General features: G+C 55.0%; 16 protein-coding genes. 11 read left to right on the top strand and 5 right to left on the bottom strand.

The annotated features are described in order from the left end of the window. The first annotated feature begins 73 nt into the window (after window positions 1-73). The 10 genes from ACOTX7_RS00995 to pdxK all read left to right on the top strand — a co-directional run bounded on the left by ACOTX7_RS00995 (window position 74) and on the right by pdxK (window position 8,406). Window positions 74-499 (top strand): GNAT family acetyltransferase, encoded by a 426-nt coding sequence (locus ACOTX7_RS00995; RefSeq protein ID WP_003861292.1) that lies wholly within the window; start codon window positions 74-76, stop codon window positions 497-499. Then, a complete protein-coding gene (locus ACOTX7_RS00990) occupies window positions 486-935 on the top strand; it encodes a DUF2919 domain-containing protein (protein WP_006811464.1) in 450 nt (149 codons plus the stop codon). The genes ACOTX7_RS00995 and ACOTX7_RS00990 overlap by 14 nt, the downstream gene beginning before the upstream one ends. Window positions 936-998: 63 nt before the next feature. Further along, window positions 999-1,574 carry an RpoE-regulated lipoprotein gene (locus tag ACOTX7_RS00985; protein WP_221256303.1) on the top strand — a complete coding sequence of 192 codons (576 nt, stop codon included), beginning with the start codon at window positions 999-1,001 and terminating at the stop codon, window positions 1,572-1,574. A 92-nt stretch (window positions 1,575-1,666) separates the two neighbouring features. Next, window positions 1,667-2,566 carry a Dyp-type peroxidase gene (locus tag ACOTX7_RS00980; protein WP_006811462.1) on the top strand — a complete coding sequence of 300 codons (900 nt, stop codon included), beginning with the start codon at window positions 1,667-1,669 and terminating at the stop codon, window positions 2,564-2,566. A gap of 162 nt (window positions 2,567-2,728) precedes the next feature. Further along, window positions 2,729-3,742, top strand: a complete 1,014-nt coding sequence (locus ACOTX7_RS00975) for a sulfate ABC transporter substrate-binding protein (protein WP_221813375.1) — start codon at window positions 2,729-2,731, stop codon at window positions 3,740-3,742. After that, a complete protein-coding gene (cysT, locus tag ACOTX7_RS00970; RefSeq protein ID WP_006811460.1) occupies window positions 3,742-4,575 on the top strand; it encodes a sulfate/thiosulfate ABC transporter permease CysT in 834 nt (277 codons plus the stop codon). The genes ACOTX7_RS00975 and cysT overlap by 1 nt, the downstream gene beginning before the upstream one ends. Next, window positions 4,575-5,450, top strand: a complete 876-nt coding sequence (gene cysW, locus ACOTX7_RS00965; protein ID WP_006811459.1) for a sulfate/thiosulfate ABC transporter permease CysW — start codon at window positions 4,575-4,577, stop codon at window positions 5,448-5,450. Before cysT ends, cysW begins: the two co-directional genes overlap by 1 nt. Next, entirely contained in the window at window positions 5,440-6,534 is a 1,095-nt protein-coding gene (cysA, locus tag ACOTX7_RS00960; protein ID WP_221256301.1) for a sulfate/thiosulfate ABC transporter ATP-binding protein CysA, read from the top strand. The genes cysW and cysA overlap by 11 nt, the downstream gene beginning before the upstream one ends. 118 nt (window positions 6,535-6,652) lie before the next feature. Further along, window positions 6,653-7,564 (top strand): cysteine synthase CysM, encoded by a 912-nt coding sequence (gene cysM / locus ACOTX7_RS00955; protein ID WP_221256300.1) that lies wholly within the window; start codon window positions 6,653-6,655, stop codon window positions 7,562-7,564. A 5-nt stretch (window positions 7,565-7,569) separates the two neighbouring features. After that, window positions 7,570-8,406, top strand: a complete 837-nt coding sequence (pdxK, locus tag ACOTX7_RS00950) for a pyridoxine/pyridoxal/pyridoxamine kinase (RefSeq protein WP_006811456.1) — start codon at window positions 7,570-7,572, stop codon at window positions 8,404-8,406. 44 nt (window positions 8,407-8,450) lie between these two features. Here the strand turns inward: pdxK and crr are convergent, their stop codons facing one another. From crr to cysZ, 5 genes are all read right to left on the bottom strand, one after another. Continuing rightward, the gene (crr, locus tag ACOTX7_RS00945; RefSeq protein ID WP_003861316.1) at window positions 8,451-8,960 is read right to left on the bottom strand and encodes a PTS glucose transporter subunit IIA; all 510 of its coding nucleotides are present in this window, start codon (window positions 8,958-8,960) and stop codon (window positions 8,451-8,453) included. Between the two features lie 40 nt (window positions 8,961-9,000). Further along, window positions 9,001-10,728 (bottom strand): phosphoenolpyruvate-protein phosphotransferase PtsI, encoded by a 1,728-nt coding sequence (gene ptsI, locus ACOTX7_RS00940; RefSeq protein WP_006811455.1) that lies wholly within the window; start codon window positions 10,726-10,728, stop codon window positions 9,001-9,003. A gap of 45 nt (window positions 10,729-10,773) precedes the next feature. Then, complete coding sequence (ptsH, locus tag ACOTX7_RS00935; RefSeq protein ID WP_000487600.1) at window positions 10,774-11,031, bottom strand: phosphocarrier protein Hpr; 258 nt, start codon at window positions 11,029-11,031, stop codon at window positions 10,774-10,776. A gap of 317 nt (window positions 11,032-11,348) precedes the next feature. Beyond that, window positions 11,349-12,320, bottom strand: a complete 972-nt coding sequence (cysK, locus tag ACOTX7_RS00930; protein ID WP_006811453.1) for a cysteine synthase A — start codon at window positions 12,318-12,320, stop codon at window positions 11,349-11,351. A gap of 163 nt (window positions 12,321-12,483) precedes the next feature. Continuing rightward, window positions 12,484-13,245, bottom strand: coding sequence for a sulfate transporter CysZ (gene cysZ / locus ACOTX7_RS00925; protein ID WP_045896679.1), 762 nt, complete (start codon window positions 13,243-13,245; stop codon window positions 12,484-12,486). Between the two features lie 229 nt (window positions 13,246-13,474). Here cysZ and zipA point away from each other — a divergent pair, with 229 nt between their 5' ends. Continuing rightward, on the top strand, window positions 13,475-14,470 hold the full coding sequence (zipA, locus tag ACOTX7_RS00920; protein WP_221813377.1) for a cell division protein ZipA: 996 nt from the start codon (window positions 13,475-13,477) through the stop codon (window positions 14,468-14,470). The last annotated feature ends 22 nt before the right edge of the window (window positions 14,471-14,492 follow it).

Here is a 14,492-nt window from a genome sequence, read left to right as displayed (position 1 = left end):
TCCCCGGTTATTGGCTAAACGCCCCGTTCACGCCATAATCACTGTTTTTGAACCCGAAAAGGCGGTTAATACCATGGAGATACGCGTTTTTCGCCAGGAAGATTTCGAAGAGGTGATCACCCTTTGGGAGCGCTGCGATCTGCTGCGTCCGTGGAACGATCCGGAAATGGACATTGAGCGGAAAGTGAATCACGACGTCAGTCTGTTTCTCGTCGCAGAGGTTAACGGCGAGGTGGTCGGGACGGTGATGGGCGGGTACGACGGCCACCGCGGGTCGGCTTACTATCTGGGCGTGCACCCAGAATACCGTGCGCGCGGCATTGCAAATGCGCTGCTTAACCGTCTGGAAAAGAAACTGATCGCCCGTGGCTGCCCGAAAATCCAGATTATGGTCCGGGAAGATAACGACGTGGTGCTGGGTATGTATGAACGTCTGGGCTACGAGCACGCGGATGTACTGACGCTGGGTAAGCGCCTGATCGAAGATGAAGAGTACTGAATTCCACCCTGGCGACTATGATGTTCACGGTCGTCTGCGTCTGCCTTTTTTGTTCTGGTGCGTTCTGCTGTTGCAGGCCAGAACCTGGGTGCTGTTCGTGATGGCTGGCGCGTCGCGCGGGCAGGGCGATACGTTACTGAATCTCTTTTATCCCGATCACGATGCGTTCTGGCTGGGATTGCTGCCCGGTGTACCGGCGGTTCTGGCGTTCCTGTGCAGCGGTCGGCGGCAGGCTCTCCCGCGATTCTGGCGCGCGCTTCGCTGGCTGTTGATCCTGGCGCAGGTTGTGCTCCTGGTCTGGCAGCCCGTGCTCTGGCTGTACGGCGAGCCGCTTTCCGGTATCGGGATTGCGTTGGTGGTGGCGGATATTGTCGCGCTGCTGTGGCTGGTCACGAATCCCCGTTTACGCGCCTGTTTTACGCAAGAGTCAGATTAAAACGGCACTTTTTGCCGATACCGCACTCCAACAAGCGTTGATTTACTACGTAAGGACGTCTCAATGAAATCGCTGCGTTTACTTTTATGCGCTCTCCCGCTGGCGTTAACCGGCTGTTCCACGCTCTCATCCATCAACTGGTCGGCGGCCTATCCGTGGAACTGGTTTGGCTCCTCAACGGAGGTGACCGAGCAGGGCGTGGGCAAAATCACCGCCTCGACGGCGCTGGATCAGGACGCCATTCAGGATGCCATCGGCAGTGATTATCGCCTGCGCAGCGGCATGAAAACCGAGAACGGCAACATTGTGCGCTATTTCGAAGCGTTGAAAGACGACAAGGTAGCGATGGTCATTAACGGCGATAACGGCACGGTCAACCGCATTGCGGTGATGGATGAAGAGATCCCGACCTCGGGTGGCGTGAAAGTGGGGACGCCATTTGGCGAGCTGTATCAAAAAGCGTTTGGCCACTGCGCCAGTGTGCCGTCGGATGACAGCGTGGCGGTCGAGTGTAAGGCCGACGGTAGTCAGCACATCAGCTACGTTTTCAGCGGCACCTGGAACGGTCCGGAAGGGTTAATGCCGTCTGACGACACCCTGAAAAAGTGGAAAGTGAGCAAAATTATCTGGAAGCAGTAATTTGCGCCTGAGCAAGCCGCCTCGCTGAAATCCAGGTATAATAGCCGCCATCAATGCCACGCTGTCGTGGCATCTTTTTTTCAGGAGGAGCGATGTCTCAGGTTCAGAGTGGCATTTTGCCAGAACATTGCCGCGCGGCGATTTGGATTGAAGCCAATGTCAAAGGGGACGTGGATGCCCTGCGCGCGGCCAGCAAAGTTTTCGTTGATAAACTGGCCACCTTCCAGGCCAAATTCCCGGAAGCCCATCTGGGCGCGGTGGTTGCCTTTGGCAACACCGTCTGGCGTCAGCTGAGCGGCGGCGAAGGCGCAGAAGAGCTGAAAGACTTTATTCCTTACGGCAAAGGTCTTGCGCCAGCCACCCAGTATGACGTCCTGATCCATATCCTCTCCCTGCGCCACGACGTGAATTTCTCTGTCGCTCAGGCCGCGATGGAGGCCTTTGGTGACAGCCTCGACGTGCAGGAAGAAGTTCACGGTTTCCGCTGGGTGGAAGAGCGCGATTTGAGCGGCTTTGTCGACGGCACCGAAAACCCGGCCGGGGAAGAGACGCGCCGCGAGGTGGCTGTTATCAAAGATGGCGTGGACGCGGGCGGCAGCTACGTGTTCGTCCAGCGCTGGGAGCATAACCTCAAACAGCTTAACCGCATGAGCGTGCATGACCAGGAGATGATGATTGGCCGCACCAAAGACGCCAATGAAGAGATTGACGGCGATGCGCGTCCGGTCACCTCCCACCTGACCCGCGTTGACCTTAAAGAAGACGGAAAGGGGCTGAAGATTGTTCGCCAGAGCCTGCCGTACGGCACCGCGAGCGGTACGCACGGCCTGTACTTCTGCGCTTACTGCGCACGCCTCTACAACATCGAACAGCAGCTGTTGAGCATGTTCGGCGATACCGACGGCAAGCGTGACGCCATGTTGCGCTTCACTAAGCCGGTGACTGGCGGCTACTACTTTGCGCCGTCCGTTGAGCGCCTGCTGGCGCTGTAATGCCCCTCACCCTGACCCTCTCCCCACAGGGGAGAGGGGAAAAATGCCTTATTCCCTTTTCTGCTTCTAAATCACCAAACGGTATATAAAACCGTTACTCCTTTAGACTCCGTTATAAATATTATGACTATAAGATAGTCATCACATTTATAAGGGTGCGCAATGGCCGTTACTGTACTGAAAAAAGGATCGCTGGCGCTGGCAGGTTTACTGCTGGTGGCACAGGCGCAGGCAACCGAGTTGCTGAACAGTTCTTATGATGTTTCGCGCGAACTGTTTGCTGCCCTTAATCCCGCATTTGAACAGCAGTGGGCGAAAGAGAACAACGGCGACAAGCTGACCATCAAACAATCTCACGCGGGATCATCCAAACAGGCGCTGGCTATTTTGCAGGGGCTGAAAGCGGATGTGGTGACCTACAACCAGGTGACTGACGTGCAGATCCTGCACGACAAAGGCAAGCTGATCCCGGCGGACTGGCAAAGCCGCTTGCCGAACAACAGCTCGCCGTTCTATTCCACCATGGGCTTCCTGGTGCGCAAGGGCAACCCGAAAAACATCCACGACTGGAACGACCTGGTGCGTTCTGACGTCAAGCTGATCTTCCCGAATCCGAAAACCTCCGGTAACGCGCGTTATACCTATCTGGCCGCGTGGGGTGCAGCGGACAAAGCGGACGGTAACGATAAAGCGAAAACCGAACAGTTTATGACCCAGTTTCTGAAAAACGTCGAAGTGTTTGATACCGGCGGTCGGGGTGCTACCACCACCTTCGCCGAACGCGGGCTGGGCGACGTGCTGATCAGCTTTGAATCTGAAGTGAATAACATTCGCAAGCAGTACGAAGCGCAGGGCTTTGAGGTCGTTATCCCGAAAACCAATATTCTGGCCGAGTTCCCGGTGGCGTGGGTGGATAAAAACGTTAAAGCCAACGGCACGGAGAAAGCGGCAAAAGCCTACCTCAACTATCTGTACAGCCCGCAGGCGCAGACGGTGATCACCGACTACTACTATCGCGTCAACAATCCGCACGTGATGAACAAGTTGAAAGACAAATTCCCGCAGACCGAACTGTTCCGCGTGGAAGACCATTTCGGCGCCTGGCCTGAGGTGATGAAAACGCATTTTGCCAGCGGCGGTGAGTTAGATAAATTGCTGGCGGCGGGGCGTAAGTAATGTTTGCAGTCTCGACAAAACGCGTGCTGCCGGGCTTTACCTTAAGCCTCGGGACCAGCCTGCTGTTCGTCTGTCTGATTTTATTGTTACCGCTCAGCGCGCTGGTAATGCAGGTTGCTGAGATGAGCTGGTCCCAGTACTGGGAAGTGGTCACCAACCCACAGGTGGTGGCGGCCTACAAAGTGACGCTGCTTTCGGCGTTTGTGGCCTCGATTTTTAACGGCGTGTTTGGCCTGCTGATGGCGTGGATCTTAACCCGCTACCGCTTTCCGGGGCGTACGCTGCTCGACGCGCTGATGGATCTGCCGTTTGCGCTGCCTACTGCGGTGGCCGGTTTGACGCTGGCGTCGCTGTTCTCGGTGAACGGGTTTTACGGCGAATGGCTGGCGAAATTTGATATTAAAGTGACCTATACCTGGCTCGGTATCGCGGTGGCGATGGCCTTCACCAGCATCCCGTTTGTGGTGCGTACCGTGCAGCCGGTGCTGGAAGAGTTAGGCCCGGAATACGAAGAGGCCGCAGAAACCCTCGGCGCCACGCGCTGGCAGAGTTTCCGTAAGGTTGTGCTGCCGGAACTGTCTCCGGCCTTGCTGGCGGGAGTGGCGCTCTCCTTTACCCGCAGCCTCGGCGAATTTGGCGCGGTTATTTTTATCGCCGGGAACATCGCGTGGAAAACTGAAGTAACCTCGCTGATGATTTTTGTCCGTTTGCAGGAGTTTGATTATCCGGCCGCGAGCGCGATTGCTTCGGTGATCCTTGCCGCGTCGCTGTTGCTGCTGTTCTCGATTAACACTCTGCAAAGTCGCTTTGGTCGACGTGTGGTAGGTCACTGATGGCGGAAGTTACGCAATTGAAGCGCTATGACGCACCCCGCATCAACTGGGGTAAATGGTTTTTAATTGGTACCGGCGTGCTGGTTTCAACGTTAATTCTCGTCGTACCAACGGTTTATATCTTTGTTCATGCGTTCAGTGAGGGGCTGATGCCTGCGCTGAACAACCTGGCCGATCCGGACATGCTCCACGCCATCTGGCTGACGGTGATGATTGCCCTGATCACCGTCCCGGTGAATCTGGTGTTTGGCGTATTGCTGGCCTGGCTGGTAACGCGCTTTAACTTCCCGGGGCGTCAGCTGCTGCTGACCCTGCTGGATATCCCGTTTGCGGTGTCGCCGGTGGTAGCGGGCCTGGTTTATCTGCTCTTCTACGGCTCCAACGGTCCGCTGGGCGGCTGGCTGGATGAGCACGACCTGCAAATTATGTTCGCATGGCCGGGAATGGTACTGGTGACGGTCTTTGTCACCTGTCCGTTCGTGGTACGCGAACTGGTGCCGGTGATGCTCAGCCAGGGCAGCCATGAAGATGAAGCCGCGGTGCTGCTCGGCGCTTCCGGCTGGCAGATGTTCCGCCGCGTCACGCTGCCGAATATTCGCTGGGCGCTGCTTTACGGCGTGGTGTTGACCAACGCCCGTGCGATTGGCGAGTTCGGTGCCGTATCCGTCGTCTCCGGTTCCATTCGGGGTGAAACCCTGTCGCTGCCGTTACAGATTGAATTATTACAGCAGGACTACAACACCATCGGCTCGTTTACTGCCGCAGCGTTGCTGACGCTGATGGCCATTTTGACCCTGTTTTTGAAGAGTGTGGTGCAGTGGCGTTTAGAGAATCAGGAAAAACGTCAGCATCAGGAGGGAAATCATGAGCATTGAGATTGCCAATATTAAGAAGTCTTTTGGTCGCACCCAGGTGCTGAATGATATCTCGCTGGATATCCCTTCCGGACAAATGGTGGCGCTGTTGGGGCCGTCTGGCTCCGGTAAAACGACGCTGCTGCGTATTATCGCCGGGCTTGAACACCAGACCAGCGGACATATCCGCTTTCACGGCACCGACGTGAGCCGCCTGCATGCCCGCGACCGTAAAGTGGGCTTTGTATTCCAGCATTACGCGCTGTTCCGCCACATGACGGTATTCGACAACATCGCGTTTGGCCTGACCGTGCTGCCGCGTCGTGAGCGTCCGAATGCTGCCACCATCAAAGCGAAAGTGACCAAACTGCTGGAGATGGTGCAGCTTGCCCATCTGGCGGACCGCTTCCCGGCACAGCTTTCCGGCGGGCAGAAGCAGCGTGTGGCGCTGGCGCGCGCGTTAGCCGTTGAACCGCAAATTCTGCTGCTGGACGAACCGTTCGGCGCGCTGGATGCCCAGGTGCGAAAAGAGCTGCGCCGCTGGCTGCGTCAGCTGCATGAGGAACTCCAGTTCACCAGCGTTTTCGTCACCCACGATCAGGAAGAGGCGATGGAAGTGGCCGACCGCGTGGTGGTGATGAGTCAGGGCAACATTGAGCAGGTTGACGAGCCAGAGCAGCTCTGGCGTGAACCGGCGACCCGCTTTGTGCTGGAGTTTATGGGGGAAGTAAACCGCCTTCAGGGCACCATTCGCGGGGGGCAGTTCCACGTTGGTGCGCACCGCTGGCCGCTGGGGTATACCTCAGCACATCAGGGGCCGGTCGATCTGTTCCTGCGTCCGTGGGAAGTGGATGTCAGCCGCCGTACCAGCCTGGATTCACCGCTTCCGGTGCAGGTGCTGGAAGCTAGCCCTAAAGGTCACTACACCCAATTGGTAGTACAGCCCCTGGGCTGGTACACCGAGCCGCTGACCGTGGTTATGCGTGACGACGTGCCGCCGCACCGGGGCGAACGCCTGTTTGTGGGTCTGCAACACGCGCGCATTTATCACGGCAACGAGCGCATCGAGACGTGCGAGGATATTGCTCTGGCGGAATCAGCCTGATAGGTTATTAGTATGTTTATCGCCCGGTGGCGCTACGCTGTCCGGGCCTACAGTTATCACTGCGTCTTGTAGGCCGGGTAAGCTAAGCGCCACCCGGCTTTTTTATTGAGTAAAAATCGTGAATACACTCGAACACACCATCGGCAACACCCCTCTGGTCAAACTTCAGCGCATGGGGTGTGATAACGGCAGCGAAATCTGGGTCAAACTTGAAGGCAATAACCCGGCGGGGTCGGTAAAAGACCGGGCGGCACTGTCGATGATTGTCCAGGCCGAAAAGCGCGGCGAGATAAAGCCCGGCGACGTGCTGATCGAAGCCACCAGCGGTAATACCGGCATTGCGCTGGCGATGATTGCCGCCCTGAAAGGCTATCGCATGAAGCTGCTGATGCCGGATAACATGAGCCAGGAGCGCCGGGCCGCCATGCGCGCGTATGGGGCCGAGCTGATTCTGGTGAGCAAAGAGCAGGGGATGGAAGGGGCACGCGACCTGGCGTTAGCGATGGCCGAGCGCGGGGAAGGCAAGCTGCTCGACCAGTTCAACAACCCGGACAACCCGTACGCGCACTACACTACCACCGGCCCGGAAATCTGGCAGCAAACCGACGGACGCATCACCCACTTTGTCTCCAGCATGGGGACCACGGGCACAATCACCGGTGTGTCCCGTTTTCTGCGCGAGCAGGAAAAAGCGGTCACTATTGTGGGCCTCCAGCCGGAGGAGGGGAGCAGCATCCCGGGCATTCGTCGCTGGCCTGCGGAGTATATGCCGGGCATCTTTAATGCGCAGCTTGTGCATCAGGTGCTGGATATTCACCAGCGTGAGGCGGAAAATACCATGCGTGAGCTGGCCGTGCGTGAAGGTATCTTCTGCGGCGTCAGCTCTGGTGGTGCCGTAGCGGGCGCGATCCGGGTGGCCGAGTCCACGCCGGGGGCGGTGGTCGTCGCGATTATTTGCGATCGCGGCGATCGCTACCTGTCTACCGGTGTCTTTGGTGAAGAGAGTTATTCGCAGGGGGCGGGGATCTAAGCGTCATGGAGATGATTTTATTCCGGGATAACACCCGGGCGCAGCAAACCGATATTGTCGCCGTTCAGTCGCAGGTGGTGTACGGCAGCGTGGGTAACAGTATAGCGGTGCCGAATATTCGCACCCACCGGCTGAACGTTACCGCCGTGCCGACGGTGCTGTTCAGCAATACGCCGCATTACGACACTTTCTACGGCGGTGTGATCCCGGATGAGTGGTTCAGCGGCTACCTGAAGGCGCTGGAAGAGCGCGAGATCCTGCGCGAGCTAAAAGCGGTCACTACCGGCTATATGGGCAGCGCCAGCCAGATCGTGCTGCTCGCGCAGTGGCTGAAGGCGATCAAAGTACAACACCCCGATCTCCTGGTGCTGGTTGACCCGGTAATCGGGGATATCGACAGCGGGATGTACGTGAAGCCTGATATTCCTGAAGCCTACCGTGAGCATCTGTTGCCGCTGGCCCAGGGCATTACGCCTAACGTGTTTGAGCTGGAAGTGTTGAGTGGTAAACCGTGCCGTACGCCAGAGAGCGCCATTGCCGCCGCGCAGGGGCTGCTGTCCGACTCGCTGAAATGGGTGGCGATCACCAGCGCGCCAGTGGCTGACGATCCGCAGAATATTCACGTCGTGCTGGTAAGTGAAGAGGGGGTTACCGTAAGCGCGCACCCGCGCGTAGAGACGGATCTGAAAGGAACGGGCGATCTCTTCTGTTCAGAGCTGGTCAGCGGTATTGTCGGCGGGAAAACCGTGGCTGACGCCATTCGCATGGCGGGAGATCGGGTGACTGACGTTATGATCTATACGCAGTCGAAAGGCTATGACGAGCTTATCCTGCCTGCATAAACAAAAATGGCGCCCGAAGGCGCCATTTTTCTGTGCGGCAAGAATTACTTCTTGATGCGGATAACCGGGGTTTCACCCACGGTGACGCTGCCAGACAGTTTGATCAGTTCTTTGATTTCGTCCATGTTGGAGATAACAACCGGAGTCAGGGTAGACTTCGCTTTTTCTTCCAGCAGTGGCAGATCGAATTCAATCACCGGGTCGCCAACTTTAACACGCTGGCCTTCTTCTGCGATACGTTTGAAGCCTTCGCCTTTCAGTTCAACGGTGTCGATACCGAAGTGAACGAACAGTTCGATACCGCTATCGGATTCGATAGAGAACGCATGGTTGGTTTCAAAAATTTTACCGATGGTGCCGTCAACTGGAGCAACCATTTTGTTGCCAGTTGGTTTGATAGCAATGCCATCACCAACGATTTTCTCAGCAAACACTACATCCGGCACGTCTTCGATGTTGACGATCTCGCCGGAGAGCGGAGCAACAATCTCAATAGTTCCGGAGTCTTTCTTGTCATCAGAAACCAGAGATTTCAGTTTATCGAACAAACCCATGATCTTCTCCTAAGCAGTAAATTGGGCCGCATCTCGTGGATTAGCAGATTGTTTTTTCTTCAATGAACTTGTTAACCAGCGTCATTAACTCGTCCGTTGTCGGTTGAGCAAGAGCCTGCTCTGCTAACACCTTCGCATCTTCGAAGTTCGTGTTACGGATAATCTTCTTAATGCGCGGGATGGAAATGGCGCTCATAGAGAATTCGTCCAGACCCATACCCAGCAACAGAAGTGTAGCACGTTCGTCGCCTGCAAGCTCACCACACATGCCAGTCCATTTACCTTCTGCATGAGAAGCATCAATAACTTGCTTGATCAAATTCAGTACGGACGGTGACATTGGCTGGTAGAGATGTGAAATCATATCATTACCACGGTCAACTGCCAGGGTGTACTGCGTTAAATCATTGGTACCGATACTAAAGAAATCAACTTCTTTGGCTAAATGACGCGCAATGGTCGCGGCTGCCGGTGTTTCCACCATCACGCCGATCTCAATGGATTCGTCAAAGGCTTTACCTTCGTCACGCAGTTCCTGTTTGTAGATTTCGATCTCTTTCTTCAGCGCACGCACTTCTTCAACAGAGATGATCATCGGGAACATGATGCGCAGCTTACCAAAAGCAGAGGCACGCAGAATAGCGCGAACCTGGTCACGCAGGATCTCTTTGCGATCCATGGCGATACGCACGGCACGCCAGCCCAGGAACGGGTTCTCTTCTTTCGGGAAGTTCATGTACGGCAGCTCTTTGTCGCCACCGATGTCCATGGTACGGACGATAACGGCCTGCGAGCCGCATGCTTCCGCAACCGCTTTGTACGCTGCAAACTGCTCTTCTTCCGTTGGCAGGGCGTCGCGGTCCATGAACAGGAATTCAGTACGATACAAACCTACACCTTCCGCACCGTTGCGCTCAGCGCCGTCAACGTCACGTACGGTACCGATGTTAGCGCACACTTCAACCTGATGGCCGTCCAGCGTGATGGCTGGCAGATCTTTCAGTTTAGCGAGTTCCGCTTTCTCGGTAGCAACCTGCTCCTGAACGGAACGCAGTTGCTCGATCACATCGTTAGTTGGGTTGACGTAAACCACGTTGTTTACGGCATCCAGAATCAGATAGTCGTCGTTTTTCACCTGAGAGGTGACGCTACCGGTACCCACAATAGCAGGCAGTTCCAGAGAACGCGCCATGATGGAGGTGTGGGAGGTACGGCCACCTGCGTCGGTGATGAAACCCAGCACCTTGTTCAGGTTCAGCTGTGCGGTTTCAGACGGGGTCAGGTCAGCGGCAACCAGGATCACTTCGTCCTGAATCGCGCTCAGATCGATAATGGCCAGACCCAGGATGTTGCGCAGCAGGCGCTTACCGATGTCACGTACGTCAGCCGCACGTTCTTTCAGGTATTCATCGTCCAGCTCTTCCAGGGCAGATGCCTGACCTTCGATAACTTCATGCGCAGCCGCGTCAGCCGTCATGCCTTTATCTTTAATCAGGGCTATGATTTCCTGCTCCAGCTCCTCATCTTCAAGCAGCATAATGTGCCCTTCGAAGATGGCTTCTTTTTCTTCACCGAAAGTTTCGCCAGCTTTAGTTTTAATCGCTTCCAGTTGCGCAGATGCCTTGGCACGACCGCTCAGAAAACGTTCAACTTCCTGATCAACCTTGTCGGCAGAAATTTTTTTCCGGTCAATGACGATTTCGTCTTCTTTCAGCAGCAATGCTTTGCCGAAAGCGATACCCGGGGATGCTAAAATGCCTGAAATCATAACCCTACCTTACTTGTGACTGATATTGAAAAGAACCCGGTAAACTTACTCGAGTTCAGCCATCAGCTTAACCAGATGCTCAACTGCTTTCTGCTCGTCTTCACCTTCCGCGGAGATGGTGACAACGGTACCCTGAGTCAGGCCCAGAGTTTGCAGCTTGAACAGGCTTTTTGCGCTAGCGCTTTTGCCGTTGGAAGTCACAGTGATTTCAGAAGTGAAGCCTTTCGCTTCTTTAACAAACTGAGCAGCAGGGCGGGTGTGCAGACCGTTCGGAGCGGTAATGGTAACTTCTTGCTGGAACATTGTATTTCCCCAACTTATAGGTTTAGTGTTGTGGAACTAAAGTCTAGCCTGGCGACTTAACTTTAGCCTGTATAGTTAGCGCTGACGTTTCAATCGTCATTAAACATTATGCAGTGAAAGCAAGACTTGAACCAAATCATAAAATCGATTCAGCAGCGCTATTTCGTTCACCGATTAATTTCGCGCATCAAAATAATTGCTGGTTTAAATACCAGACCAAACGGGGTGAAGCAATGCCAGGAGGGGTAAAAGTTTGAAGCAGGCCACAAAAAAGCACCTGAAAAGGTGCTTTTTTACGCGTTTTTAACATGCTGGCATCACTGTTGCAGTTCTTTCTCAGTGAAAAGATCGGCAAACAGTGCTGTGCTTAAGTAACGCTCACCCGAAGACGGTAGGATAACCACAATGTTCTTGTTGGTAAAGGTTTCATCTTCCAGAAGTTTGAGGGCTGCCGCAACCGCCGCACCGGAAGAGATACCCGCCAGAATGCCTTCCTCGTCCATCAGGCGACGCGCCGTAGAAATGGCTTCTTCATTGGTAATGGCGACCACTTTATCAATCAGCTTCAGATCCAGGTTGCCTGGAATAAAGCCTGCGCCGATACCCTGAATTTTGTGTGGGCCTGGCTTGATTTCTTCGCCCGCCAGCGCCTGCGCGATAACCGGTGAGTCGGTTGGCTCAACGGCAACGGTAATCAGGTCTTTTTTACCTTTCGTGCCTTTAATATAGCGAGACACCCCGGTCAGCGTACCGCCGGTGCCTACGCCGGAGATAAACACATCAACCTGACCGTCGGTATCTTCCCAGATTTCCGGGCCGGTAGTTTTTTCATGAATTTCCGGGTTGGCCGGATTGCTGAACTGCTGAAGCAGCAGATATTTTGCCGGATCGCTGGCGACAATTTCTTCGGCTTTCTGAATCGCGCCCTTCATGCCTTTCGCGCCTTCGGTCAGAACCAGATTCGCACCCAGCGCTTTCAGCAGCTTACGGCGCTCAATGCTCATGGTTTCAGGCATAGTCAGCGTCAGCTTATAGCCGCGCGCCGCCGCAACATAGGCCAGAGCGATACCGGTATTGCCGCTGGTGGGTTCAACCAGCTCAACGCCAGGTTTCAACACGCCACGCTTTTCAGCATCCCAAATCATATTCGCACCGATACGGCATTTAACGCTGAAGCTTGGGTTACGAGATTCGACCTTCGCCAGAATGCGTCCATTACCGATACGGTTCAGTCGAACCAGGGGCGTATGACCGATAGTCAGCGAGTTGTCTTCATAAATCTTACTCATGGCCTGTCCTTAACTGTATGAAATTGGGATACCGACCCAGCATACCTGTTGAATAAGTATGGGGAAGTAAGGAAATCGCATATCTATATGCTGCAAGGAAATAATGGGGATCAGTATGGAATAAGGGGCGGCATAAGCCACCCCTGTTTTACACATTTTTGCATTACTTCCATAACGCGTGCTTAGCACGGTAGCAGTCCACCCACATTGCCGTCGCGCCGCAAACGGCAACGGGCATGATGAACAAATTCAGGAAAGGGATCATGGTGAACAGGCTGGTGAGGGCACCAAACTGCATGTTGGCAACCTTCTGAGTGCGCAGGGCAGTTCGCATCTCTTTAAACGGCACTTTGTGGTTATCGAACGGATAGTCGCAGTACTGGATAGCAAGCATCCAGGCGCTGAACAGGAACCACAGCACGGGCGCGACCGTCTGGCCGATCCCGGGTACAAAATAAAGGATAAGCAGCACAATCGCGCGCGGCAGGTACCAGGCGAACTTCTGCCATTCACGCTTCATGATGCGGGGGAGATCTTTCACGATACCCAGTACGCCTGTGTCAGGTGGCGTCGCACCGGTCAGTCGCGCTTCCAGCTGTTCGGCCAGCAGACCGTTGAACGGCGCGGCTATCCAGTTTGCTATCGTCGAAAAGAAATAGCCGAAAACCAGCAGCACGGAAATGACCGCAATCGGCCAGAGCAGGTAGTCTAGCCACTGTAACCAGTCCGGCACATAGCTCATCAGGGAAGGGATCCAGCGTTCCAGTCTGGTGAACAGCCACCAGAAGGCCCCGCCCATCAGAATAATGTTGATCAGTAACGGCAAAATAACGAAGCGTCGAATGCCCGGCAGGGAGACCAGTTTCCAGCCCTGAGAAAAGTACCAGACCCCGCTACGTGGGGCAGAAGAAGATGTTGAAACCATACCAGGCTGTACTCCTTTTTACACAACCAGTGGAATTGCCCGCCTATATTATCCAGTTATGGACCAATGACCAGTTCGGAAATGTTCGAAAAACCAGCAAAAAGCACGATTTAGTTCATCTTTATGCTGTGAATGCTCTGCATACACTTGCACTTGACGTAAACGGCAAATACTCTTAGTGAGTAAATGTTTGCCGTGGTGGCAAGGTGTTAGAACAACAGAGAATATAATGATGCAGGATTTGCGTCTGATATTAATCATTGTTGGCGCGATCGCCATAATCGCTTTACTGGTACATGGTTTCTGGACCAGCCGTAAAGAGCGTTCCTCTATGTTTCGCGATCGTCCACTGAAGCGCATGAAGTCCAGTCGTGACGACGATGACGTTGAAGACGACATCGACGGTCTGGACGACGACGGCGTGGGTGAAGTTCGTGTTCATCGGGTCAATACTACGCCCGGCGCAGCGCATGGAGAGCATGAAGCCCCCCGCGCTCCGCAGCACCAGTATCAACCACCGTATGCCTCTGCCCAGCCGCGCCAGCCAGCGCCGCCGCCAGTGGAAGAGCCTGTGCGTCATCCGCCGCAGCAGCCCGTGCAACAGCAACCCGTGGCGCCACAGCCTGTGCAGCCGCAACCTGTGCAACAGCCTGTGCAGCCAGTGCAACAGCCACAGCCTGTTCAACAGCCGCAGCCGGTACAACAACCGCAGCCGCAACCTGAACCGCCTGCGCCACAGCCCGCTCCGCGCGTTGCGCCAGAGCCAGTAGCCGAGCCAGAACCGGTTGTTGAAAAGCCGCAGCGTAAAGAAGCGGTGATCATCATGAACGTGGCTGCTCATCATGGCACCCATCTGAACGGTGACGTGCTGCTTAACAGCATCCAACAGGCAGGCTTTAAGTTCGGCGACATGAATATTTTCCATCGCCACCTCAGCCCTGACGGTAGCGGTCCGGCGCTGTTCAGCCTGGCCAATATGGTCAATCCAGGCACGTTTGACCCGGAAATGACCGGTGATTTCGTCACGCCGGGCGTAACGATCTTTATGCAGGTGCCGTCCTACGGTGACGAACTGCAAAACTTTAAGCTGATGCTCCAGTCCGCTCAGCACATCGCCGACGAAGTGGGCGGTGTGGTGCTCGACGATCAGCGTCGAATGATGACGCCGCAGAAACTGCGCGAGTATCAGGACCGCATCCGCGAAGTTAAGGAAGCGAACGCGTAATCGTCGCGTTAACGTCAACTCC

This window comes from Enterobacter cloacae complex sp. IR5418, from assembly GCF_049238105.1.
Classification (GTDB): Bacteria; Pseudomonadota; Gammaproteobacteria; order Enterobacterales; family Enterobacteriaceae; genus Enterobacter; species Enterobacter hormaechei.
This window is presented reverse-complemented; position numbering and strand designations above follow the sequence as displayed.

What these genes read in the sequence shown, in the direction of transcription:
- crr (WP_003861316.1), bottom strand. Translation starts at nt 8,960, where the DNA reads ATGGGTTTGTTCGATAAACTGAAATCTCTGGTTTCTGATGACAAGAAA.
- zipA (WP_221813377.1), top strand. Translation starts at nt 13,475, where the DNA reads ATGATGCAGGATTTGCGTCTGATATTAATCATTGTTGGCGCGATCGCC.
- ACOTX7_RS00980 (WP_006811462.1), top strand. Translation starts at nt 1,667, where the DNA reads ATGTCTCAGGTTCAGAGTGGCATTTTGCCAGAACATTGCCGCGCGGCG.
- ptsI (WP_006811455.1), bottom strand. Translation starts at nt 10,728, where the DNA reads ATGATTTCAGGCATTTTAGCATCCCCGGGTATCGCTTTCGGCAAAGCA.
- cysA (WP_221256301.1), top strand. Translation starts at nt 5,440, where the DNA reads ATGAGCATTGAGATTGCCAATATTAAGAAGTCTTTTGGTCGCACCCAG.
- ACOTX7_RS00990 (WP_006811464.1), top strand. Translation starts at nt 486, where the DNA reads ATGAAGAGTACTGAATTCCACCCTGGCGACTATGATGTTCACGGTCGT.
- pdxK (WP_006811456.1), top strand. Translation starts at nt 7,570, where the DNA reads ATGGAGATGATTTTATTCCGGGATAACACCCGGGCGCAGCAAACCGAT.
- cysT (WP_006811460.1), top strand. Translation starts at nt 3,742, where the DNA reads ATGTTTGCAGTCTCGACAAAACGCGTGCTGCCGGGCTTTACCTTAAGC.
- cysW (WP_006811459.1), top strand. Translation starts at nt 4,575, where the DNA reads ATGGCGGAAGTTACGCAATTGAAGCGCTATGACGCACCCCGCATCAAC.
- cysK (WP_006811453.1), bottom strand. Translation starts at nt 12,320, where the DNA reads ATGAGTAAGATTTATGAAGACAACTCGCTGACTATCGGTCATACGCCC.
- ptsH (WP_000487600.1), bottom strand. Translation starts at nt 11,031, where the DNA reads ATGTTCCAGCAAGAAGTTACCATTACCGCTCCGAACGGTCTGCACACC.
- ACOTX7_RS00985 (WP_221256303.1), top strand. Translation starts at nt 999, where the DNA reads ATGAAATCGCTGCGTTTACTTTTATGCGCTCTCCCGCTGGCGTTAACC.
- ACOTX7_RS00975 (WP_221813375.1), top strand. Translation starts at nt 2,729, where the DNA reads ATGGCCGTTACTGTACTGAAAAAAGGATCGCTGGCGCTGGCAGGTTTA.
- ACOTX7_RS00995 (WP_003861292.1), top strand. Translation starts at nt 74, where the DNA reads ATGGAGATACGCGTTTTTCGCCAGGAAGATTTCGAAGAGGTGATCACC.
- cysZ (WP_045896679.1), bottom strand. Translation starts at nt 13,245, where the DNA reads ATGGTTTCAACATCTTCTTCTGCCCCACGTAGCGGGGTCTGGTACTTT.